Source organism: Aquaspirillum sp. LM1 (assembly GCF_002002905.1).
Lineage (GTDB): Bacteria > Pseudomonadota > Gammaproteobacteria > Burkholderiales > Aquaspirillaceae > Rivihabitans.
In genome coordinates this window covers 1,396,048-1,421,580 of the sequence record NZ_CP019509.1, presented here as the reverse complement: position 1 = coordinate 1,421,580, position 25,533 = coordinate 1,396,048, and the positions used below count along the sequence as shown (strand labels likewise).

Genomic DNA, 25,533 nt, shown 5'->3' with positions numbered 1-25,533 from the left:
ACACTGATGTTTGCATTGACGCGAGCCCGCTGGGCACTGCTTCTGTCGCTACTGCTTGCCGCCTGGCCAGCAGCGGCGGCGGATGGGCAGATGAATCTGGGCTATGTGGACACCGAACGGGTGTACCGCGAGGCCACGGCGGCAGTGAAGGCGCAAAAGCGGCTGGAGCAGGAGTTTGCCAGCCGCGAAGCCGAACTGGCCACCATGGCCCGCCGCGCCCGCGACATGAAGCAGGCGCTGGATTCCGGCAAACTGGCCGAAGCCGAGCGCAAGGCCAAAGAGCGCGACCTGCTGGCGCTGGACCGCGAGTTTCAGGGCAAGCAGCGCGAATTTCGCCAGGAGTTCTCCCAGCGGCGCACCGAAGAATTTGCCGCCATCCAGGAGCGCGCCAACCGGGTGATTCGCGAGATTGCCCGCGACGAACGCTTCGACCTGATCTTGCAGGATGTGGTGTACGTCAGCCCCCGGTTTGACATTACCGACCGGGTGCTGAAAGCACTGGACGACTGAAACACGCCAGCCTGCCGTGTTCCGCCGGTCTGCCGGCAGGACGCTGGCATGGCTGGCGTGTTTCTTTTTTGCCCGCCTCTGGCGGTGCCAAGGTGAACCAACCCATGGCTTTGACCCTTTCCGATATCGTGGCCCAACTCGGTGGCGAGTTGCACGGCGCTGACCTGAGCGTGACCCGGCTGGCTCCGCTGGAAGACGCCCAGGCGGATGAAATTGCCTTTGTCACTGGCAACAAGTTTGCCGACGCCCTGCGCGCCTCGGCAGCGGGTGCGGTCATCATCAAGGCCGACCTGCTGGACACCGCCGCCCGCCCGGCCATTGTCTGCGCCGACCCCTATGTGTATTTTGCCCGCCTGGCCGCGCTGTTTCACCCAGCCCCGCGCGCGCGCGCCGGCCAGATTCACCCCAGCGCCGTGGTGGCCGCCGACGCCCAAGTGGCGGCCAGCGCCGAGCTGCGCGAATTTGTCAGCGTGGGCGCTGGTGCGGTGATTGGCGAACGCGTGCTGCTGATGGCCGGCGTGGTGGTCGAAGCCGGCGCGGTGATTGGCGATGATTGCGTGCTGCATCCGCGTGTGGTGGTGCACCACCGCTGCGTGGTGGGCGCCCGCTGCATCCTGCATGCTGGCGCGGTGATCGGCTCGGATGGTTTTGGCAACGCCTGGGCTGGTGACCATTGGGAAAAAATCCCGCAAATTGGCCGCGCCGTGCTGGGCGATGACGTGGAAATCGGGGCCAACACCACCATCGACCGTGGCGCGCTGGCCGACACGGTGATTGCGCACGGCGTGCGTCTGGATAACCTGATTCACATCGCCCACAACTGCCGGGTGGGTGCCCACACCGCCATGGCCGCCTGCGTCGGCGTGGCCGGCAGCACCCATATTGGGGCCAACTGCATGATTGGCGGCGCGGCGATGATCTCCGGCCACCTGAAAATCGGCGACCGTGTGCATGTTTCCGGCGGCACACTGGTAGCAAAAAATATTGATAAACCGGGCCAGTACACCGCCGTGTACCCGCTGGCCACCCACAAAGAATGGCTGAGCAACGCGGCCTATGTGCGCCAGCTGGGCAAGCTGGCGGCACGGATCAAACAACTTGAACAGGCTGGCCTGGCCCAGTCGAAGGAACAAGCATGAGTGACACCTCTCCCCTGATTGACCTGCGCGCCATCCTCAAACTGCTGCCGCACCGCTATCCGTTCTTGCTGGTTGACCGGGTAAACGAACTGGAAGTGGGCAAGCGCATTGTCGCCCTGAAAAACGTCACCATCAACGAACCGTTTTTTGTCGGCCACTTTGACGGCTACCCGGTGATGCCGGGCGTGCTGATGATCGAAGCGCTGGCCCAGGCCGCCGGCATTCTGGCGGTAAAAACCCACGACGGCGACGTGCGCAAGGAAAACGCCCTGTACTTTTTTGTCGGCATCGACAACTGCCGCTTCAAGCGTCAGGTTGTCCCTGGCGACCAGCTGATCCTGGAAGTGGAAATGCTGCGTGTGGCACGCGGCATTGGCAAGTTCAAGGCGGTGGCCAAGGTAGATGGAGAAGTGGCCGCCGAAGCCGACCTGATGTGCGCCCGTCGGGAGGTGTGATCCATGGCGATTCACTCTACCGCCATCATCGCCCCTGGCGCGCAGCTGGATACCAGCGTGGAGATTGGCCCGTATGCGGTGATTGGTGAGCATGTCCGCATTGGTGCCGGCACCCGCGTGGGCCCGCACACGGTGATTGAAGGCCACACCACCATTGGCCGCAATAACCAGATTTTTCAGTTCGCCTCACTGGGCGCGGCACCGCAGGACAAGAAATATGCCGGCGAGCCCACCCGGCTGGAAATCGGCGACGACAACACCATCCGCGAATTCTGCACCTTCAACCTGGGCACCGTGCAAGACGGCGGGCTGACCCGGCTGGGCAACGACAACTGGGTGATGGCTTATGTGCATATTGCCCACGATTGTTTCGTCGGCGACCACTGCATTCTGGCCAATAACGCCACCCTGGCCGGCCATATTGCCATCGGCGACCATGTGTTTCTGGGCGGGCTGACCGCCGTGCATCAATTTTGCACCATCGGTGCCCACGCCATGACTGCTGGTGGATCGATTGTCGTGCAGGATATTCCGCCGTATGTCACCGCCGCCGGCAACCACGCCAGCCCGGTGGGCATCAACAGCGAAGGCCTGCGCCGCCGGGGCTTCAGCGCCGAGCAGATCAGCCAGATCAAGCGCGCCTACAAGCAGATTTACCGCCAGGGCCTCAGCCTGGAAGACGCCAAGACCGCCATTACCGAGGCCGCTGCCGATGCGCCGGAGCTGGATTTGTTTGTTGACTTCTTTGCCCGCGCCAAACGCGGCATCATCCGCTGATGGGCCTGTTTCCAGCCGACGCCGGCCTGCGCATCGCCATGGTGGCCGGCGAAGCTTCTGGCGACATGCTGGGCGCGCGGCTGATTGACGCCATCCGTGCCCGTCGCCCGGATGCGCGTTTTGTTGGCATCGGCGGCCCGAAAATGCAGGCCGCCGGGCTGGAAAGCCTGTATCCGCAAGAAACCCTTGCCGTGCGCGGCTATGTGGAAGTGCTGCGCAGCCTGCGCAGCATTCTGGCCATCCGGCGCGAGCTCAAGGCCAAACTGCTAGCCGAGCGCCCGGACGTGTTCATCGGCGTGGACGCGCCGGATTTCAACCTGCATGTCGAGCAAGTGCTCAAATCGGCGGGCATTCGCACCATTCACTACGTCAGCCCCTCCATCTGGGCCTGGCGTGGCGAGCGGGTGTTCAAGATCAAGCAGGCGGTCAACCGGGTGCTGGCGCTGTTTCCGATGGAAGCGCCGATTTACCAGGCTGCTGGCGTGCCGGTCAGCTATGTGGGCCACCCGCTGGCAGAAAGCATGCCGCTGCAGCCCGACCGCGAAGCCGCCCGCGAGCTGCTGCACATCCTGCCGCGCCAGGCCACGGTGTTCACCCTGATGCCGGGCAGCCGCCAGGGCGAAGTGGACGTGATGGCTCCGCTGTTCATCGCCACCGCCCGCGAAATCTTGCGCCACGAACCCGACGCCCAGTTTCTGGTGCCGCTGGCCACCCGCGCCACCTTTGACCGCTTTGAACAGCTGCTGTGGCGGCTGAAAGCCCACCAACTGCCCATCCGCCGCCTGTTTGGCCACGCCCAGCACGCCATGGTGGCCGCCGACGCCGTGCTGGTGGCCAGCGGCACCGCCACCCTGGAAGTGGCGCTGGCCAAACGGCCCATGGTGATCAGCTACAAGATTTCGCCCATCACCTACCGCATCGTCAAACGCAAACTCAAGCTGCCCTACGTGGGCCTGCCCAATATCCTGTGCGGCGAATTCATCGTGCCGGAACTGCTGCAGGACGACGCCACCCCGGCAAACCTTGCCCAGGCACTGCTCAACGCCTGGCACGACCCGGATTACCGCGCCTGGCTGGATGACAAGCTGACTGAGCTGCATCTGACGCTCAAGCAGGATAGCGCTGCGCGCGCGGCGCAGGCGGTGCTGGAGGTGGTGGGGGAGAATGCCTAAAGGGCTGCTGACCGGGGAAAGTTCGGCAGGAAAACCGGCCAAATATACAGTGAAACATGTAGTAAACCAATGATTTTTATTGTATAAAACCGGCTGAAAGATCGGCAAAAATTAGGCGATTCATGCTGAAACCGCATTTCTACGACACCCCCGCACAGATGGAGCCCTTGCTCATCGACAGTAGCCGGCCCTTGCATCGGCGGCTGATTGATTTGGCGCAGGTGCTGGCCGAAGCGTCGGCGCGGCTGGATGCGGCAGTGCGCCCGGCCACGGCCAAAAGCCTGTCGGCCTTGGTGACCGGGATGAATTGCTACTACAGCAATCTGATCGAGGGACACAAAACCTTACCCATTGACATTGATGCTGCCTTGTACGCGCTTGAACAACATGGCAACCGCCAGCATTTGCAAAGTCTTGCTCTGGCACACATTGAGACAGAACACTGGGCCAGGCAGCAATCGCTTGACTCGGGCACGCTGAAAAACTTTTTGTTGGATGCACATCAGCGCTTTTGTCAGCCACTGCCCGCTGCACTCTTGCAGCTGGGAGATGGCTCCATGCTTGTTGCGGGGACATTTCGTTCGCGGGAAGTCAGCGTTGGCCGGCATGTGGCACCCAGCGCCAGCACACTGATGGGCTTTATCGACCGCTATGTGCAGGTGTATGGGCAAAAACTGGCATGGGCCAAAAAGGGTGGGATTTCCAAGCTGGATGGGCTAGTCGCCGCATTTGCCGCTCATCATCGGCTGGTGTGGATTCATCCTTTTCTGGATGGCAACGGTCGCGTCGCGCGCATTGCCCTGGATGCCATGCTCAGGGCCTGTGGCGTGAACGACGCCTGCCTGTGGTCGATGTCGCGCGGTTTTGCCAAAAGTGCCGACGAATACAAGGCCCGTCTGGCTGGTGCGGATGTCAGCCGCCGTGGTGACCTTGATGGGCGAGGCAATCTCAGCGAAAAGGGATTGGCGGCATTTTGCGAATACGCCATGCAAACCGCGATTGATCAGGCCCGGTTCATGGACAGCATGTTTGCCTTGGAGCATGTACAGGCGCGTGCGCATGCTTACTTCCATCGGGTACGTTTTGACTTGAATCCCCAGAGCGCCCATTTATATATCCATGCATTTGTCATTGGCGAGTTTGCGCGCGGTGAGGTCAGCCGTCTCACCGGCCTGCCCGAGCGCACCGCCCGGTCGGTGCTCCGCGCCTTGCTGGACGAAGGGCTGCTGGTGTCTGACAGCCCAAAAGGCAAAGTGCGCGCGGGCTTTCCGGTGCATGCCTTGGGGTCTTTATTGCCTAACCTTTACCCTGCCGGCGATGTGGACAGCATCATCCCGCCAAAACGCCAGCGCTAAGCGTTCGCGCGCCACACCATTCCATTTTCTCCAACGCCACTGCCATGCCATACTGTCCGGCTTGTTTGCTCCGAGTTCGTTTCCCTTGACCATGACCCCCTCCCTACTCTGCGGCGTTGACGAAGCTGGCCGTGGCCCTCTGGCCGGTGCGGTGTTTGCCGCTGCCGTGATTCTCGACCCCGCTCGCCCTATCGTCGGCCTGGCCGACTCAAAAAAACTCTCAGAGGCCAAGCGTGATGCGCTGGCGCTGGAAATCCGCGAAAAAGCCCTGGCCTGGGCGATTGCCAGCGCCAGTGTGGAAGAAATCGACCAGATCAATATCCTGCACGCCAGCATGCTGGCCATGGCGCGGGCGGTAGATGCACTGGCGCTGACCCCCAGCGAGGTGCAGGTGGATGGCAACCGCACGCCCAAATTGTTCAAACCGCTGCCGGTGAGCGCCATCGTCAAGGGCGACGCCAAGGTGGCGGAGATTTCCGCCGCGTCGATTCTGGCCAAAACCGCACGTGATGCCGAGCTGGTGGCGCTGGACGCGCATTATCCGGCCTATGGCTTTGCCCGCCACAAGGGCTACCCCACCGCCCAGCATATGGCGGCCATTGCCGAACATGGCGTGCTGCCGATTCACCGCAAGACCTTTGGCCCGGTGAAAGCCTGGCTGGCCGCGCACCAGGGCGAGCTGTTCGGATGAGCGCAGTGGGCCAGGAAGACGCGCCGGCGCGCTGTTTTGCCCCGGTGGTGAACACCGACACCCGTGTGCTCATTCTGGGCAGCCTGCCTGGCGTGGCCTCGCTGGCAGCGCAGCAGTATTACGCCCACCCGCGCAACCAGTTCTGGCCACTGCTGGCTGCAGTGCTGGCGCAACCCGAACTGCCGGCGCTGGACTATCCGCAACGGCTGGCGCGACTGCAGGCGCACGGGGTGGGGCTGTGGGATGTGGTGGCGCAGGCGCAGCGGCGCGGCAGCCTGGACACCGCCATCCGCGCCGCCCAGCGCAATGACCTGGCCCGACTGGTGGCCAGCCTGCCTGCGCTGCGCCTGGTGGCATTCAACGGGGCCACGGCAGCGCGGGCGGCGGATCAACTGGCCGGGTTTCCGGCGCTGACTGTACTGCGCCTGCCGTCATCCAGCCCGGCCTATACGCTGGCGCTGGCGGAGAAGCAGCGCGCCTGGCAGGCGCTGGCTGAGGCGATTGTGCGATAAATTGGCCCCCGGCACACCCCTGTGTGCGACCCGGCCCGGCAGACGGGGGGTTGCCCCGCTCACCCAGCCGGGAAATTCAGGCAAGCGTCCTCCACCAGCGGCCAGCCCAGTGGCGCTTGGTGTATCATCGCCGCCATGCATGCGCCTTCTTTTTCCGACTGGCTGGCCCGACACCGGGGCGGCGTTTCCCTCAGCGTGGCCGCTGGCAGCCTGGCGCTGCTGGAAACCCTGCGTGCGCAGGGCTGGCTGCTGTCGCCGGGCTGGCAGATTGCCCTGCACGCTGCCGAAGGGGCCACGGTAGGTGGCCTGGCCGACTGGTTTGCCGTGTCGGCGTTATTTCATCGCATTCCCATACCGGGTTTGTCCCGGCACACCAATATTGTGGTCAACAGCCGCCACCGGCTGACCGATGGCATTGTCGATATGGTGCAAACCCAGTGGCTGTCGCCAGCGGCGATTCGTGAGCGGCTGGCGTCGGTGCAACTGGCCGATACCCTGCTGGCGCTGCTGGAACAGCCGGCGCACCGCTTGCGTGCCCAGCGGATTATCCGCCATCTGCTGTTGCGGCTGACCGACAGCCTGGATTCTCCGGCACTGGCGCGCTTTATCGACGTGCAGCTGCGCGCCCGGCTGGCCGAGGCAGACTGGTCGCGCCCACTGGGCCAGCTGCTGGCACACTGCCTGCGCCATGGCGGCGAGGCGGCGCTGTGGGATGCGCTGATCAAGCTGCTCAACCACGCGCTGGCGTCGGCCAGCTTTCGTGACGCCACGGCCCGGCTGGCGCTGGAGGCGCTGCGCGACTACGAAGACACCGGCTGGTGGCACAAGGCCAAGTCCTGGCTGGGCAAAACCCAGCTGCATGGCGACAGCGACGAAGAAAAACTCGACCACCTCACCCAGCGCATTGTCGGCTGGCTGCGCAGCGAACTTGACCAGCTCACCGAGCAGCCCGACCACCCGTTGCGCCAGGGGCTGGAGCAATTGCTCACCCGGCTGGCCCAGCGGCTGGAACACGGCGACCCGGCGTTGCTGGAGGCGATGGCCCAGGTCAAGGGCCAGCTACTGCACGGCCTGGATACCCAGCCGATGGTGCATAGCCTGCTGGCCAGCCTGCGCAGCGGCATGCAGCGCCAGTGGCTGAACCGGCAATCGGAACTGAATGCCCTGCTGGCCGATCTGATCGACAGCGCGCTGGCCGGGCTGGCTGCCGATGCCAGCCTGCGCGAGCGGCTGGATGGCTGGTGCAAGCAGGGCATTCACCATTTTGTTGAGCAGAACCACGCGCTGATTGGCGACACCGTGCGGCTGAGCCTGTCGCCGCAACGCCTGCCGGATGCCCGGCTGGTGGCGCAAATCGAACAGCGGGTGGGCCTGGAGCTGCAATGGATTCGCGTGAATGGCGCGCTGGTGGGCGGTGTGGCAGCAGGCACCCTGGCCGCGCTGCGCCTGCTGCTGGCCGGCTAAACGCCGCTACGCCTTCGATAACCTTGCCGACTGGCCGCTGGTCGGTCTGCTTCAATCAATCTTTTGGAAATCACCCCTGATGAAACTGCTGTCTTCCACCCTGTTGTGCGCCGCCCTGGCCTGTTCTGCCGTCAGCCATGCGGCTGACCCCGCCGCCACCGCCGCCACCGCCGAAGCGCGGGTGCAGGCGTTCAAGAAAATGCTGCGCACCTTCGAACCGCTGGGCCTGGTGGTGCGCGACCGTGAGCCGTATCGCAAGGAAGCCTTTGCTGAACAGGCCAAAACCCTGCAAACCCTGGCCCGTGACCCCTGGCCGCTGTTTGTGCCGGGCAGCGCAGTGGGCAAAAGCCGCGCCAAGCCAGAAGTCTGGAGCCAGCCTGATGCGTTCAAGAAAGAACAGCAAGGCATGATCGCAGCAGTGGATGCGCTGGCCAGCAGCGCTCAGACCGGCGACATGAAGGACATCCGCGCCAAATACGCTACCCTGGCCAACACCTGCAAGAGCTGCCACGACAGCTTCCGCAGCGCACCGCGTTAAGGGACGTCATCCCCACCCTGCACCGCAGGCACACACCACCAGGGCGGCCCCCACTGCGCACAGTCAGTACGCGTGGGGGCCGCCCTGGTGGTTTTTTGCTGCTGGCCAGCTTGGCCGGCTGGCCTACTTTCCGCCCATCTGCTCGGCCTGAATCGCCGTCAGCGCAATGGTGTAGACAATGTCGTCCACCAGCGCACCACGCGACAGGTCGTTCACCGGCTTGCGCAGGCCCTGCAGCATCGGGCCGACGCTGACCACATTGGCCGAGCGTTGCACTGCCTTGTAAGTGGTATTGCCGGTGTTCAGGTCGGGGAAGACAAACACATTGGCGCGACCGGCCACCGGGCTATCCGGGGCTTTTTGCCGGCCCACGCTTTCCACGCTGGCGGCGTCGTATTGCAGCGGGCCGTCCACCAGAATGTCCGGGCGGCGTTCGCGCACCAGCTCGGTGGCGGCGCGGACTTTTTCCACATCGCTGCCAGCACCGGAGCTGCCGGTGGAATAGGAAATCATCGCCACACGCGGGCTGATGCCAAACGCCTTGGCCGAGTCAGCGCTCTGAATGGCGATGTCGGCCAGCTCTTCGGCGCTGGGGTCTGGGTTCACCGCACAGTCGCCGTACACCAGCACCTGATCGGGCATCAGCATGAAAAACACGCTGGAGACAATGCTCGAGCCAGGCGCGGTCTTGATGAACTGCAGCGCCGGGCGGATGGTGTTGGCGGTGGTATGCACCGCGCCCGACACCAGGCCGTCCACATCGTTGACCGCCAGCATCATGGTGCCCAGCACCACGCTGTCTTCCAGGTATTGCTCGGCCATGTGCGGGGTCATGCCCTTGCTGCGGCGCAGTTCTACCAGCGGAGCAACATAACGGGTGCGGGCCAGATCAGGATCGAGGATTTCCAGATCCGCCGGCAAGGTGATGCCCTGGGCGTCGGCCACCTTTTGCACCGCTTCCGGCTTGGCCAGCAGCACGCAGCGGGCAATGCCTTTCTGGTGGCAGATCACTGCAGCTTCTACCGTGCGCGGCTCGTCGCCTTCTGGCAGCACAATGCGCTTGGCAGCGTGGCGGGCATGCTGGATCAGCTGGTAGCGGAACGCCGGCGGCGACAGCCGGCTTTCGCCTGGCTGGCCAATGCGGGCAATCAGCCGGTCCAGATCCAGCCGTTCGGCAACAAAATCCACCACTCGCTCCATACGGGCGAGATCGTCCACTGGCACATGGTGCGACATCTGGGTGAGCTGACGGGCAGTGTCGAAGGTTTCCAGCTCGGTGGCCAGCACCGGGAAGTTGGCGTGGGCGTTGATCTGGCACAGCGCCTGGAGATGCGGGTGCGGCATGGAGTTGCAGGTCAGCAGCAGGCCGGCCAGCGGCACGCCGCGCTGGGCGGCCATGGCGGTGGCCAGCACCACGTCGTCGCGGTCGCCGGGGGTGATCACCAGCACACCGGGCTTGAGCCGGCTGATCAGATGGGTAATCGAGCGCGCAGCAATCAGCATGTCGGTCACCCGCGCCGAATGCAGCCGGGCCGGTGCCACCACCTGGGCGTTGAGGTGCTGGGCAATGTCCAGCGTGCGCGGCGCGGCAAAGGCGCTGGACAGCGGAATGGTGCCCAGCAGCGGCAGCCGGCGCGCCTTGGCGGTGGCGGTGAGCTGGGCAATGTCCAGGGTGTAGTCTCCGGGGCGCACGTCTTCCGGCACCTTGTTGATGATGTAGCCGGCAAAGCGGTTATTGTGCGATTCCGCCGACTGGCGCGCCGCCACTTCAATCTGCTCGGCCAGGTCTTCTGCCGACAGGCGGGCGGCAGAACCGACAAAAATGGTTTCCGCGTCCAGGGTGCGGGCAATCTGGGTGTTCAGCTGCGGCGCGTACACATGGTTGGAATCTGCCGCCAGGCCTTCAATCACCACCACATCGTTGTGGTCCACCACTTGCTGGTACAGGCTGATGATTTCTTCCATCAGTTGGTCGGTCTGGCCGGCCCCCATCAGCTGTTCGGCGCGGGCAAAGTCAATTGGGGTGGGGGCTTCCAGGCGGAACAGGCTGGCGGCAAAGTGGGTGGAGCGCTCCGGGCCGGCAGTCACTTCGCGCTGCTGCGCCACCGGTTTGACAAAACCCACCTTCAGGCCACGACGTTCCAGCGCGCGCACCAGGCCCAGCGCCACCGAGGTCAGGCCAACGTCGTAACCCACCGGGGAAAGATACAAAGCATACATGGGCAGGCCTTTCAGGATTGGGCCAGCGCGAAGGTGTCGCGGGCAATCAGCAGTTCTTCATTGGTGTTCACCACCAGGGCAGTGCGGCTGCCGGCGGCATGAATCGGGCCGGCCACGCCGCCCACACAGCGGGCATTGGCGGCGCTGTCGATGGCAAAGCCGAGCAGGCCCAGCTGCTTCATCACCTGCTCACGCACCCACACCGAGTTTTCGCCAATGCCGCCGGTAAACACCAAGGCATCCAGACGCGGCAGCGCCACCGACAGGCCGGCAATATGCTTGGCCAGGCGGTAACAGAACACGTCCAGCGCAATTTGCGCGCCGGCGTGGCCTTCGGCGGCGGCGGTTTGCAGCGCCCGGCAGTCGTTGGACAAGCCCGACAGGCCCAGCAAGCCGCTCTTGCGGTTAAGCAAGTCGATCACCTGGTCAGCCGGCAAATCAAGCGCCTTGCCAATGAACGGCACCAGGCTGGGGTCGATGTCGCCGGAACGGGTGCCCATCACCAGGCCTTCCAGCGGGGTCAGACCCATGGTGGTGTCCACGCTGTGGCCATCCAGCACGGCGGCTGCAGAGGCACCATTACCCAGATGAGCGGTAATCAGTGCACAGTCATTGAGCGGGCGACCCAGCATGGCGGCGGCTTCAGCCGCCACATAACGGTGGCTGGTACCATGAAAACCATAGCGACGCAGGCCGTGTTCGGTGTACAGCGCGCTGGGAATGGCGTACAGATAGGCATGCGCCGGCATGCTCTGGTGAAATGCCGTGTCGAATACTGCCACTTGTGGCAGATTGGCAAAGCAGGCACGGGCGGTGCGAATGCCAATCAGATTGGCCGGGTTGTGCAGCGGGGCCAGACGGGCGCAGGCGTCAATTTCGGCTTCCACCACATCATCAATGCATACCGAGCTTTTAAACCGCTCGCCGCCATGCACCACACGGTGGCCCACGGCGCTGAGTTTGGCCGACAGGCCGCTGTTGTCCAGCAGTTGCAGCACCGCCAGCATGGCGGCGTCGTGGCCGCCCTCGGCCAGCGACACGCTCTGGCGCGTGTCGCCCTGGCGCACATTCAGGCTGGCGTCCGGGCTACCCAGGCGCTCGGCCAGCCCGCTCAGGGCAGCCTGGCCGGAAATCGGGTCGATGGCGGCAAATTTGAGGGATGAGCTTCCGCAGTTAATCACGAGAACATGGTCGGTCATGGAAAAAATCCGGTCAGCGGGTTGGCAGGGGTGCCGGGCAAGGGCTTACGGCACGGGGTCAGGCAGTGACAGCCGACAGCACAGGCCGGCCACTCGGCGAGCGGCGACTATACCGCGCGCAGGATGTTGCACTGCATCAAAATACTTGTCTGTTTGATTTAACGCAAGTTTTGCCAGAAAATTGTGCCACGACGCGATGACAAACAGACTTATGCAGAAAAAGTGTCGGTTTTACACAATTCCCGCTGAAAAAACGCTTGCCCCCCTCCCCGATTTTGGGGACAATCCCCCGCCTTCTGATTGTCCTTTGACCGTCGCATCACTTACTTACTACCTGTATACCGTAAACTCGTTTTGGCGAGATTCGGCTGGTCTTGATTCTTCTACCTTTGTGGGGATTGGGAATAATGTCTGATCTGGCTTCTGCGCAACTGCTGACCGCATCCGCCGCGCAACTTCCTGTCTATACCTATTTTGATCCGGCGTTTTACGCACTCGAACAGCAACTGCTGTTTGCCGACGCGCCGCAATACTATGGCCATGCCCTGATGGTGCCCAATGTGGGCGACTATCACACCCTGGAGTGGATGGGCCACGGCAAGATGCTCAAGCGCAACGAGGACGGCGTCCAGCTGCTGTCCAATGTCTGCCGCCACCGCCAGGCGCTGATGCTCAAGGGGCGCGGCAACACCGAGCACATTGTGTGCAATATCCACGGCTGGACCTACAACAACCAGGGCAAGCTGATTGGCGCACCGCACTTTGCCCAGCAGCCCTGCCTGGATCTGGGCCAGACCCGGCTGACCGAATGGAACGGCCTGCTGTTTGACGCCCGCCGCGACATCGCCGCCGACCTGGCAGCCCTGGGCGTGGCCAAGCACATGCGCTTCGAGGACTACGGTTACCACGAAACCGTCATCACCGAGTACAACTTCAACTGGAAAACCTTTATCGAAGTGTATTCGGAGGATTACCACGTTGACCCGTTCCACCCCGGCCTGGGCAACTTCGTCAACTGCGGCGATCTCAAGTGGGAATGGGGCGAGCAATACCATGTGCAAACCGTGGGGGTGAAAAACGCCCTGGCCCGCTCCGGCAGCCCGGTATACGCCGACTGGCAGCAGCAGGTGCTGCGCCGCTATGCGGAAAAACAGCCGGAATTTGGTGCCATCTGGCTGACCTACTACCCCAACATCATGGTGGAGTGGTACCCGCATGTGCTGGTGGTCAGCGTGGCGGTGCCCAAGGGCCCGGAACAGACCACGGTGATTACCGAGTTCTACTACCCGCAGGACATCCTGTGGTTCGAGCCGGAATTCATCCAGGCCGAGCAGGCGGCATACTTTGAAACCGCCGTGGAAGACGACGAAATCTGCTACCGCATGCACGAAGGCCGCAAGGCGCTGTGGCAGCGTGGCGAATCCGAAGTAGGCCCGTACCAGTCGCCTACCGAAGACGGCATGCAGCACTTCCACGAGTTCTACCGGCGCAAGCTGGGCAAGGCCTTGCAGGGGTGAGCATATTGAGTGGCGCAGCGGGGTCAGCCCGCCTGCGCCATTTGCCTGAGCACTTTGTTCCCTGATTGCCACCTGCGCGACTTCACTTCAACCCTGCGTTATCATGCGCAGCATTTGCAGTATGATGCTTGCGGAACATAGTCAAGTCATTTGAGGTTGAAGAACACATGGCATCAAGAAAAGCACACCATGCTTCTGGCGTGGCAGCCGGCGTGCTGGCGGCGTTATTGGTTATCCGCGCCGGGGCTGGCGGGCCGTTCCAGTTGCTGGCCATCATGGCACTGTTTGCCGGTGCCTGGGGCGGCACCGCGCCCGACTGGATGGAAGTGGCCTGGTGGCGCAGCAAGCGGCGGCGCGGCGCCAGCCGACTGTGGATCAAGCATCGCTCGCTGACACATTGGGGCGTGCCCTGGATGCTGCTGCTGTTTGGCTCCTATATCAGCCTGGGCGCATTCTGGTGGGCCCCCATCACCTTCGGTTTTGCTGCTGGCGGCGTGATGCATTTGCTCACTGACTGGCCAAACCCGATGGGTGTACCGTGGATTTTCCGGCGGCATTCGCTGTCGATGTGGAAAAGCGGCAATTTTGAACTTGTCGTCATTGTCCTGTCGTGGCTGAGCTGCGCCCTGCTGGCCGACCAGATGCTGTTTGCTGGCGAGAACACCAGCCATCTGTTCAAAACCCTGTCAGCCTTGATCTGACCCGCCGCAGGCAAAAAAGCCGCCCAGCGCTGTTGCCGGGCGGCCCTCGCTACACTGGGCTGGCACCCCTTTTCATGCCGGAATGCCCCAGCCGCAGCCTTCCCAGCTTTTCCACTGCCCGGCGCAAGCGCTGCACCAGCCCGGTGGCCCACCCCTCATCCGGTGCCGTGGCCGGCAGGCCAGCCGGCAACCGTAATTGCGCATCACCCAGGGCGGTGAGGGTCACCCAGCCACTGCTGTGCAACACATAGCAGCTGCCCGGGCCCAGGCGCTGGCGAGGTTGGAGCAGTTGCTCTTCCACCCAAAGCAACTCTTCCAGCAAAATCAGACCAGAACATACCTGCAGGCATTGGCCAGCTTGGCCATGCCATTGCAACACTTGGCCACGGGGCAGGAAATAATCAATCGGGCTCATCTGGGGCACTCCCTCGGGTGACATGCGATGACCCCAGCTTACCTGCTGCCCAACAAGGGCAAACAGGCATAGTTACTGGCTTCTGTGACCGATACAGCACAGGTAACCGTGGCTTGCGTCGGTCGATTGCCCGTCGCGATACATGGTGGCAAGCCCGGCAGGCAAGCGGCCAAAGCTGACCACACATCGGGTCAGATCACCCCCCCACCTCCACCCGCGATACCCCCTGCCCCGCCTGCGGTTTCAGCCGAATCTGCGTGGCGATCCGTTCTTTCAAACTTTCCACATGGCTGATCACGCCAATCATCTTGCCGCTGGCGTTGAGCGCGTCCAGCGCGTCGATGGCCACGTCCAGGGTGTCGCCGTCCAGAGTGCCAAAGCCTTCGTCCAGAAACAGCGAATCAATTGAGGTTTTGTGGCTCACCAGGTCAGACAGCGCCAGCGCCAGCGCCAGGCTGACCAAAAAACTTTCGCCGCCAGACAAGGTACGGGTGTCGCGGGCCACGTCGGCTTGCCAGCTGTCGATGATGGCCAGTTCCAGTTCGCCACTGCTTTGCCGCTGCAGGCGGTAGCGGCCATGTAGCCGTGCCAGGCGGCGGTTGGCCAGGCCAATCAGGTGGTCGAGCGTCAGGCCTTGGGCAAAGCGGCGGAATTTATCGCCTCGGGCCGAGCCGATCAGGCCGTCCAGCCGTTGCCAGTGTTCGCTGTTGGCGGCCAGGGCGTCGAGATTGGCCAGCAGTTGGCGGTGCGCAATGCGATGACGGGCATCGTCGTCCAGCTGCTGCTGGTGCGCGCCATATTCGGCGGCCAGCTGCTGGCGCTGGGCGTCCAGTTCGCTGATGTGGGCCGTCAGGGCATCGGCCCTGTGCTCGCTCAGGGCTTGGGCGGCCAGTTCGGCCAACCGGGTGTCGGCGGCTTCGCTCAGTGCTCGGGCGCGTTGCTCGTCAGCATCCAGTTGCTGCTGGCGCTGGCGCAGTTCGGCGTGTTTAGCGTCGGGCAGGCGGGCGGCCAGAAAGGCGGTTTCATCGGCAAACGGGCTGGCGTCCAGTGCCGCCTGCCAGTTGCGCTGGCTGTGTTCGGCGTGCTGGGTTTGCTGGTTCAGCGTATTGCCCAGTTCACCACAGCGGCCATCCAGCCGGGCCAGTTCGGCGCTGAGCGCGTCCACTTGGCTGGCCAGACTGGCCAGCGCGGTTTCGCCCTCTGCACCGGCGTCGGGGGCTGCGGCGTCCGGTGCGGTCAGCGTCAGGCCCAGCCAGCGCGCCAGCCAGGTGTCGGCGCGCAGTTCGGCCTGGGCACACAGGTCTTGCTGGCGAACCAGCTGCTGCTCCAGCTGCTGGGCATGCGCCTGTTGCGTTTGCCAGGTTTGCCAGTCGGTGTGACGCGCCGCCAGCCAGGCGTCGGGTTCGGCGTCCAGCGTGTAGCCGGCGTAGCCAATGGTGTTACGCCAGTGGGTTTCGCGCTCGGCGCGCTGGCGGGCGTGGTGGGTGCGTTGTTCATCGCGGGCACTGTGTTCGGCCTGGATATCGGCACAGGCTTGTTCGCTGGCACGCAGCGTGGCCTGGGCGGCATCGTGTGCGTCACGCGCCTGTTGCGCCTGGTGGTCAGCGGTCCGGCAGGCGGCGTTGGCGGTGTCCAATGCCTGCAAGTGTGCCTGGCAGTCGGCGTGTTCGGCGTCGGCGATGCGTTGTCTGGCAGCTAGCGTTGCGGCGTCCGCCCAGTGCAGCGGCGGGGCGCTGGCATCAGCCTGTAGCGCGCGCACGCTGGCGTTCCAGGCGGCCTCTCCGGCGTGTTGGGCGGCGGCGCTGTGCGCCAGTTCGGCGGCCAGTTGCGTGGCCTGGCCTTCGGTGCGGTTCAATTGCGCTTGCAGCGCCTGTTCTTGCGCCTGCTGAGCGTGCTGTTGCGCCTGGGCCTCGGCCAGCGCCGCCTGGCTGGCGTCCAGGTCCAGCGCCTGATACGCCGTCACTGCCGGGTGGCTCTGTGCGCCGCATAACGGACAGGCTTCGCCGGGGCGCAGGGCCGCACGGTGGGCGTCCAGGCTGCGAATCAGCTGTTCCTGCCCCAGCAGCCGGCGCTTGTCGGCCACTCGTTCGTCCAGATGGACGCGCTGCTTCTGGCTGATGTCCAGTTGCTGACGCAGGCTATCCCGTTCGGCATTCAGGGTGTGCTGCTGTTGTGTCTGCTCGGCCAGCATGGCCGCACGCTGGCGCAGTGTCTGGGCGTCGTGGCCCAGTTGCCGCAAATGCTGTGCCCGCGCCAATGCCGCTTCATAGCGCTGATGCGGCGGGATGGGGCCACTCAGCAAGGCGTCGCGTTGGGCTTGCTGCTGCTGGGCCTGGGTGTGGGCGGTTTGCCAGGCTTTGGCCTGTGCGTCGGCATGCGCGCGGGCCTGATGCTGTTGTTGGGTGCGCTGGTGTTGTGTGGCAGCCAGTGCCGCCAGCCGGGTGTCGTCATCGGCCAGTTGTGCATCCAGCCGGCGCAGCTCGGCCCATTCGGCACGCCAGTGCGGCAGGTGTTCGCCCAGTTCGGCGTGCCGGCGGTGGCTGGCCAGCCAGACATTGGCGTCGGCCAGTTGGTCGCCCAGCGCGGTTTGTTGCGCGGCGGCCTGCCCGGCCAGCGTGCGTGCCAGTTGGGCAGCTTGCCAGTGGGCCAGGGCGTGGCTGCGCGCCAGGCTGTCACGCTGGCGGTGCAGCGCAGCCAGCGCTGCCGTGCTGGTGTCGCGTTGCGCACAGGCGTGCTGCCAGTGCTGGTGTGCGCCAGCAATGGCCGCTGCGGGTTCGCTGGCTGCCAGCCGCGCCAGCGCCGGTGCGGCGTGTTCGCGCGCGGCCAGTGCCAGACTGAGTGCAGCATGCTGACGCTGGGCGTCGTGCTCCGCAGCGTTGAGCGCTTCGCGCCAGTGCAGTTGCGCCTGCGTGTGGCTTAACTGACCCGTCAGTGCTTCCAGTTGTGTGCGCTGGGCGGCGCAGTGGGCGAGCAGCTCGGCGCGGGCCTCGGCGGACAGCAGCTGCACGCCATCGGCGCGGGCCTGTTGTTCGGCCAGTGCCTGGCGTGCGGCGCGTGCGCGTTCAAATACTTGCTGCGAGATCAGGCCATACACTTCGCTGCCGGTGAGCTGCTCCAGCAGCTCGGCGCGTTCGTTGGCGCTGGCATGCAAAAAGGCGGCAAAACCGCCCTGCGCCAGCAGCATGGATTTGGTAAAGCGGGCAAAGTCCAGGCCGGTCAGCGCTTCGACCTGGCGCAGTTTGTCGTGTACCTGGCTGGCCAGGATTTCACCATCGGCACGGGCCAGCTCCACTTTGGGCGCTTGCAGCGCGCCGCTGGCTTTGTCGCGGGCGCGGCGCTGGCTCCAGAAGGCGCGGTAGGCCACGCCGCGCACTTCAAACTCCACTTCAGCCAGACAGTCGGCGGTGTGGCGGGTCATCAGCTCGTTGCCCCCGGCTGACACTGCATCCAGCCGGGGGGTGCGGTGGTACAGCGCCAGGCAGATGGCGTCCAGCAGGGTGGATTTGCCCGCGCCGGTGGGGCCGGTGATGGCAAACAGGCCATTGCCGGCAAATGGCGGCAGCCGAAAATCAATGCAAAATTCGCCCTTGAGCGAGTTCAGGTTTTTCAGGCGCAGGGAGAGGATTTTCATCAGGCAGACTCGGCCAGGTCAGCCAGCACCTGGTGGTAGCGGGCCAGCAGACCATCGTGTTGTTCAGGGGTCAGGGTTTCCTGCGCCAGCCGGCGCTCAAACACCTCCAGCGGGCTGAGTTCGTCCAGGGTATCGCCGGGGTCGGCGCTGAGCGTGGCCACGGCGTCGCCGCGTTCGCGGCGCACGCGCAAAATTTCCACCGGCAGGCCGTCGGCCAGCGCCGCCACCCGCGCGGCCAGGTCGCTGAGGTAATCGTCGCCGCGCACGCGCACTTCCAGCCACACTGGCTGCTCGGCGCTGCCCTGCGCCGCCACGGCGGCCAATTGCGCCGGCAAGCGGGCCAGATCACCGCTGAGCGAGGCCAGCGGCTGCACACACGGCACCGGCAGCGCGCTGACCTGGGTCAGCTGGCCGTCGGCAAAATCCACCAGCCACATCTGTTTGGCGGTGTCGGCTTCGTCAAAACCCAGCGCCAGCGGCGAGCCGCTGTAGCGGATGTGATTCAGCCCGCCCACGCATTGTGGGCGGTGAATATGCCCCAGCGCCAGATAGTCCACCGGCGGAAACGCCTGAGTGGGAAACGCCTCCAGCGCGCCCACGTAAATCTCGCGCACCGATTCGCTGGCGCTGGCCCCCACCGTGGTCAGGTGGCCGGTGGCGATGATCGGCAACGCCTGGCCCAGCGCGGCACGGCGGGCCAGCGCGCGCTGGTAGAGCGCCTGGTAGTGCTGGGCAATGGCGGCTTGCAGCGCGCCTTGCTTGTCGTCGGCACCTTGCCCGGCCTGGCTGCGCAGCACATCGCGCGGGCGGATAAACGGTGCGGCGCACACCAGTGCGCCAGGCTGGCCGTCGCGGCGCGGCAGCAACACCACTTGCTCGTCCAGCGGGCCGTCGGCGGATGGAATCACCGTGGCGCGCAGCGCGCCCAGCAGCGGGCGGATTTCGCCCAGGGTGGCAGCGGAATCATGGTTGCCGCCCACCACCAGCAGGCTGGCCCCGGCGGCGGCCACCCCGGCCAATAGCTGGTGATACAGCTCGCGCGCATAGCTGGGCGGCGCACCGGTGTCGAATACATCGCCAGCCAGAATCACCGCGTCGATATCCCGCGCCGAAATCTGCGCCAGCAGCCAGGCAATCAGCGCGCGGTGCTCGGCCTGACGGGTTTTGCCAATAAAGTGCTGGCCCAGGTGCCAGTCGGAGGTGTGCAGGATGCGCATGGGCAAAGCGTCCGGATTGTGACATGACGGGATTCTAGACGGCATGGGGCCGCAGAAAAAGAAAACTCGGTAAAAAATCGTTACCCCAGCCAGGAGCGGGATTCAGACAGTTGATTTTGCTGGTTTTTACTTTTTGCAGCCCCCTTTTTTTGGCGCAATCAGGGGCTTTCCGGAGAGAAGGTGCCGCTGATTTGACCTGGCGCAAATGGCGGCGCATCACTTCCGCCGCCATGGCCCGTCATCGGCACCAACATGGCATAATGCCTATGGCAAGAATATTGGGCTTCTTGTTTTGCGAATACTGCATGTGCCAAATACTGATGGGAAGCACAAGGGTTTCGCTGGATACTATCAATCAAATCAACCTTCAGGAGCAGGATATGTCTGCCGCTCTGGCCATCGGCTCGCGCTTGCGTGGCTTCTCAATCAGCAAAGGCGTGCTGCTGGCCATGCTGTCTGCCGCCGGGTTTTCCGCCAAGGCGATTTTCGTCAAGCTGGCTTACGCCTACCCAGTGGACGCCATCACTTTGCTGATGTTGCGCATGGTGTTTGCCCTGCCGTTTTTTATCCTGATGGCCGGCATCAGTGGCCGGGGGGCGGCGCGTTTGCCGCGCCAGGCGTGGATGATGCTGCTGCCGCTGGGATTGATGGGCTATTACTTGTCCAGCGTATTTGATTTTATCGGCCTGCAATATGTGTCTTCGACGCTGGAGCGGCTGGTGTTGTTTCTCTATCCCACGTTTGTGCTGCTGTTTTCGGCGCTGCTGTTTCGCCGCAAGGTGGGGCTGCGTGAATGGCTGGCGCTGGGCCTGTGCTACCTGGGCACCGGTTTGGCGGTGGCGCACGACTGGCATGCGCTGGGTGCCGGGCAGAGTGTGCTGATTGGGGTAAGCTGGGTGCTGGCCAGTGCGCTGTGTTATTCGCTATACCTGATTGGCACGGGCGAGCTGGTCAAGCAGGTGGGCGCGCTGCGGCTGTCGGCCTGGCTGTGCATTGTGGCATCGCTGGCGATTATTGTGCATTTCTTGCTGACCCATCCGCTGTCGGCGGCGTTTAGCCTGCCCTGGCCAGTGTATGGCTATGGCCTGGCCATGGCCCTACTGAGTACGGTATTGCCGGTGGCCTTGCTGAACGAGGCCATTCGCCGGGTTGGGGCCAATCAGGTGGCGCTGGTGTCCACCCTCGGGCCGGTGATTACCTTGTTTCTGGGCTGGCTGGTGCTGAGCGAGTCGATGTCACTGCTGCAGATTGTGGGGGCCGGCCTGGTGGTGGGCGGGGTGGCCAGTGTCAGCCTGCGCAAAAAATGACCCCAGCCGGCCAGTGTCGCGAATCCGGTGCAGGGCGAGGGCTTTTGCAGTGCAGCAAAATCGGCGCGGCGCAATCGGATTAACCCTGCCGCAACTAGGGGCAAATAATATTGCGCTGCAACAATGATTTGTCAGGCTTTATGCCCGCCACAGGGCAAATGCATGAACATTTGACCGCCCCGGCATTAGCGTGTAGGGTTCCGCCTACCAAGCAGTTGCTTGGTAGGAGAATTCTGCCCCGTGCCGAGCCGCCAAGATCATTAATATGAGCCGCCACGGGGTTGCCTTTGTGCTGGAGGAGAGAACCCATGGCCGAAACCTATCAGGCGTTTCATCGCCGTTCCATTGAGCAGCCGGAAGCCTTCTGGGCCGAACAGGCTGAACTGATCGACTGGCACAAGCCGTATGAGCAAGTGCTGCGCTTTGACAATCCGCCGTTTCGCGACTGGTTTGTCAATGGCGAAACCAATCTGTGCCACAACGCGGTGGACCGCCATCTGCAAGACCGCGCCGAGCAGAACGCGCTGATCTACATTTCCACCGAAACCGGTGCCGAGCAAACCTATTCGTTTGCCGATCTGCACCGCGAAGTCAACCGCTTTGCCGCCAGCCTGCAGGAACTGGGCGTGGGCAAGGGCGACCGCGTGCTGATTTACATGCCGATGATCCCGGAAGCGATTTTTGCCATGCTGGCCACCGTGCGCCTGGGGGCGATTCACTCGGTGGTGTTTGGCGGCTTTGCTGCGCACAGCCTGGCCACCCGGGTGGACGACGCCCAGCCCAAGGTGATGGTCACCGCCGATGGCGGCATGCGCGGCGGCAAGGTGATTCCGTACAAGCATCTGGTGGACGACGCGCTGGCACAATCGGAATTTCCGCCGGCCAGCGTGCTGATTGTCAACCGTGGCCTTGATCCGGACATGGCCGTGGTGGCCGGGCGTGATGTGGACTATGCCACCCTGCGCGAGCGCCATCTGGACGCCAATGTGCCGTGTGAGTGGGTGGAATCCAATCACCCCAGCTACATCCTGTACACCTCCGGCACCACCGGCAAGCCCAAGGGCGTGCAGCGCGACACCGGCGGCTACGCCGTGGCGCTGGCCGCGTCGATGAAGCATATCTACTGCGGCAACCCTGGCGAGGCGTATTTCTCCACCTCCGACATCGGCTGGGTGGTGGGCCACTCGTATATTGTCTACGGTCCGCTGATTGGCGGCATGGCCACCGTGGTATATGAAGGCCTGCCCATCCGCCCCGATCCGGGCATCTGGTGGCAGATTGTCGAAAAGTACAAGGTATCGGTGATGTTCAGCGCGCCGACCGCCGTGCGCGTGCTGAAAAAGCAGGATCCGGCCTGGCTGAAAAAGTACGATATTTCTTCGCTGCGCTATCTGTTCCTGGCTGGCGAGCCGCTGGATGAACCCACCGCCCACTGGATTTCCGATGCACTGGGCGTGCCCATCATCGACAACTACTGGCAAACCGAAACCGGCTGGCCGATGCTGACCGCCATGCCGGGTGTGGAAAACACCCCGGTGAAGTTTGGCAGCCCGTCGTTCCCGGCCTATGGCTACAACCTCAAGCTGCTGGACGAAGCCACCGGCGAAGAAGTCGCCACGGGCGAAAAAGGCGTGGTGGCAGTGATTCCACCGCTGCCGCCAGGCTGTCTGTCCACCGTGTGGAAACAGGACGAGCGCTTCGTCAACACCTACTTCAATGGCTTCAAGGGCAAACAGGTGTACTCGTCGTTTGACTGGGGCATGAAGGACGCAGACGGTTACTATTTCATCCTGGGCCGCACCGACGACGTGATCAACGTGGCCGGCCACCGTCTGGGTACCCGCGAAATCGAGGAAGCGGTGAATGTGCATGCCTCCATCGCCGAATGCGCGGTGGTGGGCGTGGCCGACCAGCTCAAGGGCCAGGTGCCGATGGCGTTTGCCGTGGTCAAGGACCCGTCACAGCTGGCCACCAGCGAACAGCGCGACTCGCTGGCGCGCGAAGTGATTGCCACAGTGAGCAAGGAGCTGGGGGCCATTGCCAACCCGTCGCAGGTGCATTTTGTCACCCAGCTGCCAAAAACCCGCTCGGGCAAGGTGCTGCGCCGCTCGATTCAGGCGATTGCCGAAGGCCGCGATCCGGGCGATCTGACCACGCTGGACGATCCGTCCGGGCTGGAGCAGGTCAAGCAGGCCATCAATCCGGACTGAGCGTGCCACGCGCCACGTCGGTACGGCGTGGTGCATCCCGCTATTCAGAGGGGCGCTGGCCGGATGGCCAGATGACAACGGAGAAACCCGCCTGGGTTTCTCCGTTTTTTATTGTCAAAGCATTCAGTCGCTGTGCTGCTGGATAAAGCGCTGAATCTGCACCACGCAATCCTCCAGATTATCCGGGCGCTCGTGGTCGCCGGGCAGGCAGCATAACGCCACGCCAGCATGACTGGCGGCGGCGTGCAGGCGGTGGGCGTCGCTGACCGGGACGGTGCTGTCGTTCAGACCATGAATCAGCAGCACCGGGCAGCGCAGGTGTGGCAGGTGCGCCAGCGGGGCGATGGCATCAAAGCGGTGGCCGATGATCTGCTGAATCTGCGCCAGCAGCCAGTGGCCCAGCGGCCAGTAGGGAATATGCCTGGCCGTCAGCCAGCGCCGCATCAGTTCGCCGGGATGGGCAAACGCCGACAGGCTGATGACGCCGGCCACGCCCGGACGGCGGCGGGCCACCCACAGGCAGGCGGCAGCGCCCACCGAATGGCCGAGCAGCCAGCGCGGGGCGGCATTGGCCCCCTGCTGACCCGCCAGCCAGTCCAGCGCGGCGTCGAGGTCTTCGGCAAAGCGTGGTAGCGCGCTGTAGCTGTCGTCGTCGCTATGGCCGTGGCAGCGGGCATCGTAGGCCAGAATGCCGTAGCCGGTGGCGTGCAGTGGGGCAATCAGCGGCAGCATCAGCGCGGCGCTGCTGCCCCAGCCATGCGCCACAATCAGGATGGGTGTGGTGGGGGTGGAGGGCGGGCTGTACCAGCCGGCCAGCTGACGCGCACCCACCGTGGCAATCCGGCACGGTTGCAACACGCGCTGCACGGCGGGCAGGGCGTAGGGCCGCTGCACCCGCTCCGGGGTCAGGCTGCGGCGCAGGCGGCTTAGCAGCCAGGCTTTGCCGGCCCGCCCGGCAGCCAGCAGCGCCGCCAGGCCAAGCAGCGGCCAGAACCAGTGCGGCATCAGGGGGTCAAATCACGCGGGAATAGCGCGCCTGAGCCTGTTTTTCGCGCAGATGGCGGTCAAACACCATGGCGATGGTGCGGATCAGAAAACGCCCCCTGGGGGTGACGGTAATCCATTCCTTGTCGATGGTGAGCATGCCGTGGCGTTCGTATTCGGCCAGTTGTTCCAGTTCCGGGGCAAAGTAGCCGGCAAAGTCGATGGCGTGAACTTCTTCAACGGCTTCTTTGGACAGGGCAAACTGGCACATCAGCCGCTGGATGATGTTGCGGCGCAAAATATCGTCTTCGGTCAGCACCATGCCGCGCAGGGTGGGCAGCAGGTTGGCATCCAGCGCGCCGTAGTATTCGTCCAGCGTGCGCACGTTCTGGCTGTAGGTGGGGCCAAGCTTGCCGATGGCGGAAACGCCGATGCCAAGCAGGTCGTGGTCGGCGTGGGTGGAGTAACCCTGGAAATTCCGTTGCAGCCGGCCTTGCTTAAGTGCCACCGACAGGTCATCATCCGGTTTGGCAAAGTGGTCCATGCCAATGAACACATAACCGGCATCGGTCAGCCGGGTGACCACGGCCTGCAAAATGTCCAGCTTGACTTCGGCGCTGGGTAGTTCGGCCTCGTTGATGCGTCGTTGCGGCATGAACATATGCGGCAGGTGGGCGTAGTTGTAGATGGCCAGCCGGTCGGGGTCCATGGCCAGCACCCGTTCGACGGTGCGCATCACGCTGTCGACGGTTTGCAGCGGCAGGCCATAGATCAGGTCGATGCTGACCGATTTAAAGCCGGCAGCGCGGGCGGTGTCGATCACCAGCCGGGTTTCTGCCTCGCTCTGGATGCGGTTGACTGCCGCCTGCACGGCGGGGTCGAAATCCTGCACGCCCACCGACATGCGGTTGAAGCCCAGGCTGGCCAGCAGGCGCACGGTGTCGGCGCTGACCTTGCGCGGGTCGATTTCGATGGAGAACTCGCCGCCGGTCTGCAAATGAAAGTGCTGACGAATCGCCGCCATCAGCCGGGTAAGCTGGGCGTCGTTCAAAAAAGTGGGCGTGCCGCCACCAAAATGCAACTGCGCCACCTCGCGCACGCCGTCACCTAACGCTTCTGCGTGCAAAGTCAGCTCTTTTTCGAGATAATCGAGGTAGATGTCTGCTTTTGAGCGGTCTTTGGTGATGACCTTGTTACAGGCGCAGTAGTAACACACGGTATTACAGAAAGGCAGATGCACATACAGGGACAACGGCCAGGCGCTTGCGCCAATTTGCCTCTGTTGTAGCCAATGCCGATAATCACGCTCGGTAAAACCGGTATGAAACCTGTCTGCCGTCGGGTACGACGTGTAGCGCGGGCCATAGCCGTCGAGTTTTTCAATCAAGGCGCGGTCAAACTCACAACGAGTCGGCGCCAGCATAGCAGTTGTTGCAGTCATCAGAAAATTCCTTGGGCAGGTTGCAAACTTTGCAACAAACCTGTTAAGTATGGTTTGACATGCATCAAGCTCAGGTCA

21 protein-coding genes are annotated in these 25,533 nt (G+C 63.7%); 14 read left to right on the top strand and 7 right to left on the bottom strand.

From position 1 onward, the window contains the following. Positions 1-6: 6 nt before the first annotated feature. The 10 genes from BXU06_RS06110 (at position 7) to BXU06_RS06065 (ending at position 8,613) form a co-directional block, all read left to right on the top strand. Complete coding sequence (locus tag BXU06_RS06110) at positions 7-510, top strand: OmpH family outer membrane protein (protein WP_077297806.1); 504 nt, start codon at positions 7-9, stop codon at positions 508-510. Positions 511-614: 104 nt separating this feature from the next. Further along, positions 615-1,649 carry a UDP-3-O-(3-hydroxymyristoyl)glucosamine N-acyltransferase gene (lpxD, locus tag BXU06_RS06105; protein WP_077302698.1) on the top strand — a complete coding sequence of 345 codons (1,035 nt, stop codon included), beginning with the start codon at positions 615-617 and terminating at the stop codon, positions 1,647-1,649. After that, positions 1,646-2,104: a 3-hydroxyacyl-ACP dehydratase FabZ gene (fabZ, locus tag BXU06_RS06100; protein ID WP_077297804.1), complete on the top strand. Its 459-nt coding sequence runs from the start codon at positions 1,646-1,648 to the stop codon at positions 2,102-2,104. Before lpxD ends, fabZ begins: the two co-directional genes overlap by 4 nt. A 3-nt stretch (positions 2,105-2,107) precedes the next feature. Further along, positions 2,108-2,881, top strand: a complete 774-nt coding sequence (lpxA, locus tag BXU06_RS06095) for an acyl-ACP--UDP-N-acetylglucosamine O-acyltransferase (protein WP_077297802.1) — start codon at positions 2,108-2,110, stop codon at positions 2,879-2,881. Next, positions 2,881-4,053 carry a lipid-A-disaccharide synthase gene (gene lpxB / locus BXU06_RS06090; RefSeq protein ID WP_077297800.1) on the top strand — a complete coding sequence of 391 codons (1,173 nt, stop codon included), beginning with the start codon at positions 2,881-2,883 and terminating at the stop codon, positions 4,051-4,053. Before lpxA ends, lpxB begins: the two co-directional genes overlap by 1 nt. A gap of 122 nt (positions 4,054-4,175) precedes the next feature. Then, the gene (locus BXU06_RS06085; protein WP_077297798.1) at positions 4,176-5,408 is read left to right on the top strand and encodes a Fic family protein; all 1,233 of its coding nucleotides are present in this window, start codon (positions 4,176-4,178) and stop codon (positions 5,406-5,408) included. Positions 5,409-5,499: 91 nt separating this feature from the next. Continuing rightward, positions 5,500-6,099: a ribonuclease HII gene (gene rnhB / locus BXU06_RS06080; protein ID WP_077297796.1), complete on the top strand. Its 600-nt coding sequence runs from the start codon at positions 5,500-5,502 to the stop codon at positions 6,097-6,099. Beyond that, complete coding sequence (locus tag BXU06_RS06075) at positions 6,096-6,611, top strand: DNA-deoxyinosine glycosylase (protein ID WP_077297794.1); 516 nt, start codon at positions 6,096-6,098, stop codon at positions 6,609-6,611. The genes rnhB and BXU06_RS06075 overlap by 4 nt, the downstream gene beginning before the upstream one ends. Positions 6,612-6,746: 135 nt before the next feature. After that, positions 6,747-8,075: a DUF445 domain-containing protein gene (locus BXU06_RS06070; protein WP_077297792.1), complete on the top strand. Its 1,329-nt coding sequence runs from the start codon at positions 6,747-6,749 to the stop codon at positions 8,073-8,075. Positions 8,076-8,154: 79 nt separating this feature from the next. Beyond that, positions 8,155-8,613, top strand: coding sequence for a cytochrome c (locus BXU06_RS06065; protein WP_171982125.1), 459 nt, complete (start codon positions 8,155-8,157; stop codon positions 8,611-8,613). Positions 8,614-8,736: 123 nt separating this feature from the next. On the opposite strand, the gene pta is transcribed toward BXU06_RS06065, so the two are convergent. Continuing rightward, entirely contained in the window at positions 8,737-10,833 is a 2,097-nt protein-coding gene (gene pta / locus BXU06_RS06060; protein ID WP_077297788.1) for a phosphate acetyltransferase, read from the bottom strand. An 11-nt stretch (positions 10,834-10,844) separates the two neighbouring features. Further along, positions 10,845-12,032, bottom strand: a complete 1,188-nt coding sequence (locus BXU06_RS06055) for an acetate/propionate family kinase (RefSeq protein WP_077297786.1) — start codon at positions 12,030-12,032, stop codon at positions 10,845-10,847. Between the two features lie 407 nt (positions 12,033-12,439). Here BXU06_RS06055 and BXU06_RS06050 point away from each other — a divergent pair, with 407 nt between their 5' ends. Continuing rightward, positions 12,440-13,549: an aromatic ring-hydroxylating dioxygenase subunit alpha gene (locus BXU06_RS06050; RefSeq protein ID WP_077297784.1), complete on the top strand. Its 1,110-nt coding sequence runs from the start codon at positions 12,440-12,442 to the stop codon at positions 13,547-13,549. 167 nt (positions 13,550-13,716) lie between these two features. Further along, the gene (locus BXU06_RS06045) at positions 13,717-14,250 is read left to right on the top strand and encodes a metal-dependent hydrolase (RefSeq protein WP_077297782.1); all 534 of its coding nucleotides are present in this window, start codon (positions 13,717-13,719) and stop codon (positions 14,248-14,250) included. 49 nt (positions 14,251-14,299) lie between these two features. On the opposite strand, the gene BXU06_RS06040 is transcribed toward BXU06_RS06045, so the two are convergent. The 3 genes from BXU06_RS06040 to sbcD all read right to left on the bottom strand — a co-directional run bounded on the left by BXU06_RS06040 (position 14,300) and on the right by sbcD (position 19,513). After that, complete coding sequence (locus BXU06_RS06040; RefSeq protein WP_077297780.1) at positions 14,300-14,665, bottom strand: hypothetical protein; 366 nt, start codon at positions 14,663-14,665, stop codon at positions 14,300-14,302. Positions 14,666-14,861: 196 nt separating this feature from the next. After that, positions 14,862-18,296, bottom strand: a complete 3,435-nt coding sequence (locus BXU06_RS06035) for an AAA family ATPase (protein WP_077297778.1) — start codon at positions 18,294-18,296, stop codon at positions 14,862-14,864. Further along, entirely contained in the window at positions 18,296-19,513 is a 1,218-nt protein-coding gene (sbcD, locus tag BXU06_RS06030) for an exonuclease subunit SbcD (protein WP_077297776.1), read from the bottom strand. The genes BXU06_RS06035 and sbcD overlap by 1 nt, the downstream gene beginning before the upstream one ends. 380 nt (positions 19,514-19,893) lie before the next feature. On the opposite strand from sbcD, the gene BXU06_RS06025 reads away from it, so the two are divergent. Further along, on the top strand, positions 19,894-20,820 hold the full coding sequence (locus tag BXU06_RS06025; protein WP_077297774.1) for a DMT family transporter: 927 nt from the start codon (positions 19,894-19,896) through the stop codon (positions 20,818-20,820). A gap of 308 nt (positions 20,821-21,128) precedes the next feature. Further along, positions 21,129-23,030 (top strand): propionate--CoA ligase, encoded by a 1,902-nt coding sequence (locus BXU06_RS06020; RefSeq protein WP_077297772.1) that lies wholly within the window; start codon positions 21,129-21,131, stop codon positions 23,028-23,030. Between the two features lie 123 nt (positions 23,031-23,153). Here the strand turns inward: BXU06_RS06020 and BXU06_RS06015 are convergent, their stop codons facing one another. Both BXU06_RS06015 and hemN read right to left on the bottom strand, forming a co-directional pair. After that, on the bottom strand, positions 23,154-24,035 hold the full coding sequence (locus BXU06_RS06015) for an alpha/beta hydrolase (protein WP_077297770.1): 882 nt from the start codon (positions 24,033-24,035) through the stop codon (positions 23,154-23,156). Positions 24,036-24,042: 7 nt separating this feature from the next. After that, positions 24,043-25,455 carry an oxygen-independent coproporphyrinogen III oxidase gene (hemN, locus tag BXU06_RS06010; protein ID WP_077297768.1) on the bottom strand — a complete coding sequence of 471 codons (1,413 nt, stop codon included), beginning with the start codon at positions 25,453-25,455 and terminating at the stop codon, positions 24,043-24,045. Positions 25,456-25,533: the final 78 nt, after the last annotated feature.

Coding starts and splice junctions, on each gene's coding strand:
- lpxD (WP_077302698.1), top strand. CDS start 615: ATGGCTTTGACCCTTTCCGATATCGTGGCCCAACTCGGTGGCGAGTTG.
- rnhB (WP_077297796.1), top strand. CDS start 5,500: ATGACCCCCTCCCTACTCTGCGGCGTTGACGAAGCTGGCCGTGGCCCT.
- hemN (WP_077297768.1), bottom strand. CDS start 25,455: ATGACTGCAACAACTGCTATGCTGGCGCCGACTCGTTGTGAGTTTGAC.
- lpxB (WP_077297800.1), top strand. CDS start 2,881: ATGGGCCTGTTTCCAGCCGACGCCGGCCTGCGCATCGCCATGGTGGCC.
- pta (WP_077297788.1), bottom strand. CDS start 10,833: ATGTATGCTTTGTATCTTTCCCCGGTGGGTTACGACGTTGGCCTGACC.
- sbcD (WP_077297776.1), bottom strand. CDS start 19,513: ATGCGCATCCTGCACACCTCCGACTGGCACCTGGGCCAGCACTTTATT.
- BXU06_RS06050 (WP_077297784.1), top strand. CDS start 12,440: ATGTCTGATCTGGCTTCTGCGCAACTGCTGACCGCATCCGCCGCGCAA.
- BXU06_RS06015 (WP_077297770.1), bottom strand. CDS start 24,035: ATGCCGCACTGGTTCTGGCCGCTGCTTGGCCTGGCGGCGCTGCTGGCT.
- BXU06_RS06055 (WP_077297786.1), bottom strand. CDS start 12,032: ATGACCGACCATGTTCTCGTGATTAACTGCGGAAGCTCATCCCTCAAA.
- BXU06_RS06070 (WP_077297792.1), top strand. CDS start 6,747: ATGCATGCGCCTTCTTTTTCCGACTGGCTGGCCCGACACCGGGGCGGC.
- fabZ (WP_077297804.1), top strand. CDS start 1,646: ATGAGTGACACCTCTCCCCTGATTGACCTGCGCGCCATCCTCAAACTG.
- BXU06_RS06065 (WP_171982125.1), top strand. CDS start 8,155: ATGAAACTGCTGTCTTCCACCCTGTTGTGCGCCGCCCTGGCCTGTTCT.
- BXU06_RS06085 (WP_077297798.1), top strand. CDS start 4,176: ATGCTGAAACCGCATTTCTACGACACCCCCGCACAGATGGAGCCCTTG.
- lpxA (WP_077297802.1), top strand. CDS start 2,108: ATGGCGATTCACTCTACCGCCATCATCGCCCCTGGCGCGCAGCTGGAT.
- BXU06_RS06040 (WP_077297780.1), bottom strand. CDS start 14,665: ATGAGCCCGATTGATTATTTCCTGCCCCGTGGCCAAGTGTTGCAATGG.
- BXU06_RS06045 (WP_077297782.1), top strand. CDS start 13,717: ATGGCATCAAGAAAAGCACACCATGCTTCTGGCGTGGCAGCCGGCGTG.
- BXU06_RS06035 (WP_077297778.1), bottom strand. CDS start 18,296: ATGAAAATCCTCTCCCTGCGCCTGAAAAACCTGAACTCGCTCAAGGGC.
- BXU06_RS06110 (WP_077297806.1), top strand. CDS start 7: ATGTTTGCATTGACGCGAGCCCGCTGGGCACTGCTTCTGTCGCTACTG.
- BXU06_RS06075 (WP_077297794.1), top strand. CDS start 6,096: ATGAGCGCAGTGGGCCAGGAAGACGCGCCGGCGCGCTGTTTTGCCCCG.
- BXU06_RS06020 (WP_077297772.1), top strand. CDS start 21,129: ATGGCCGAAACCTATCAGGCGTTTCATCGCCGTTCCATTGAGCAGCCG.
- BXU06_RS06025 (WP_077297774.1), top strand. CDS start 19,894: ATGTCTGCCGCTCTGGCCATCGGCTCGCGCTTGCGTGGCTTCTCAATC.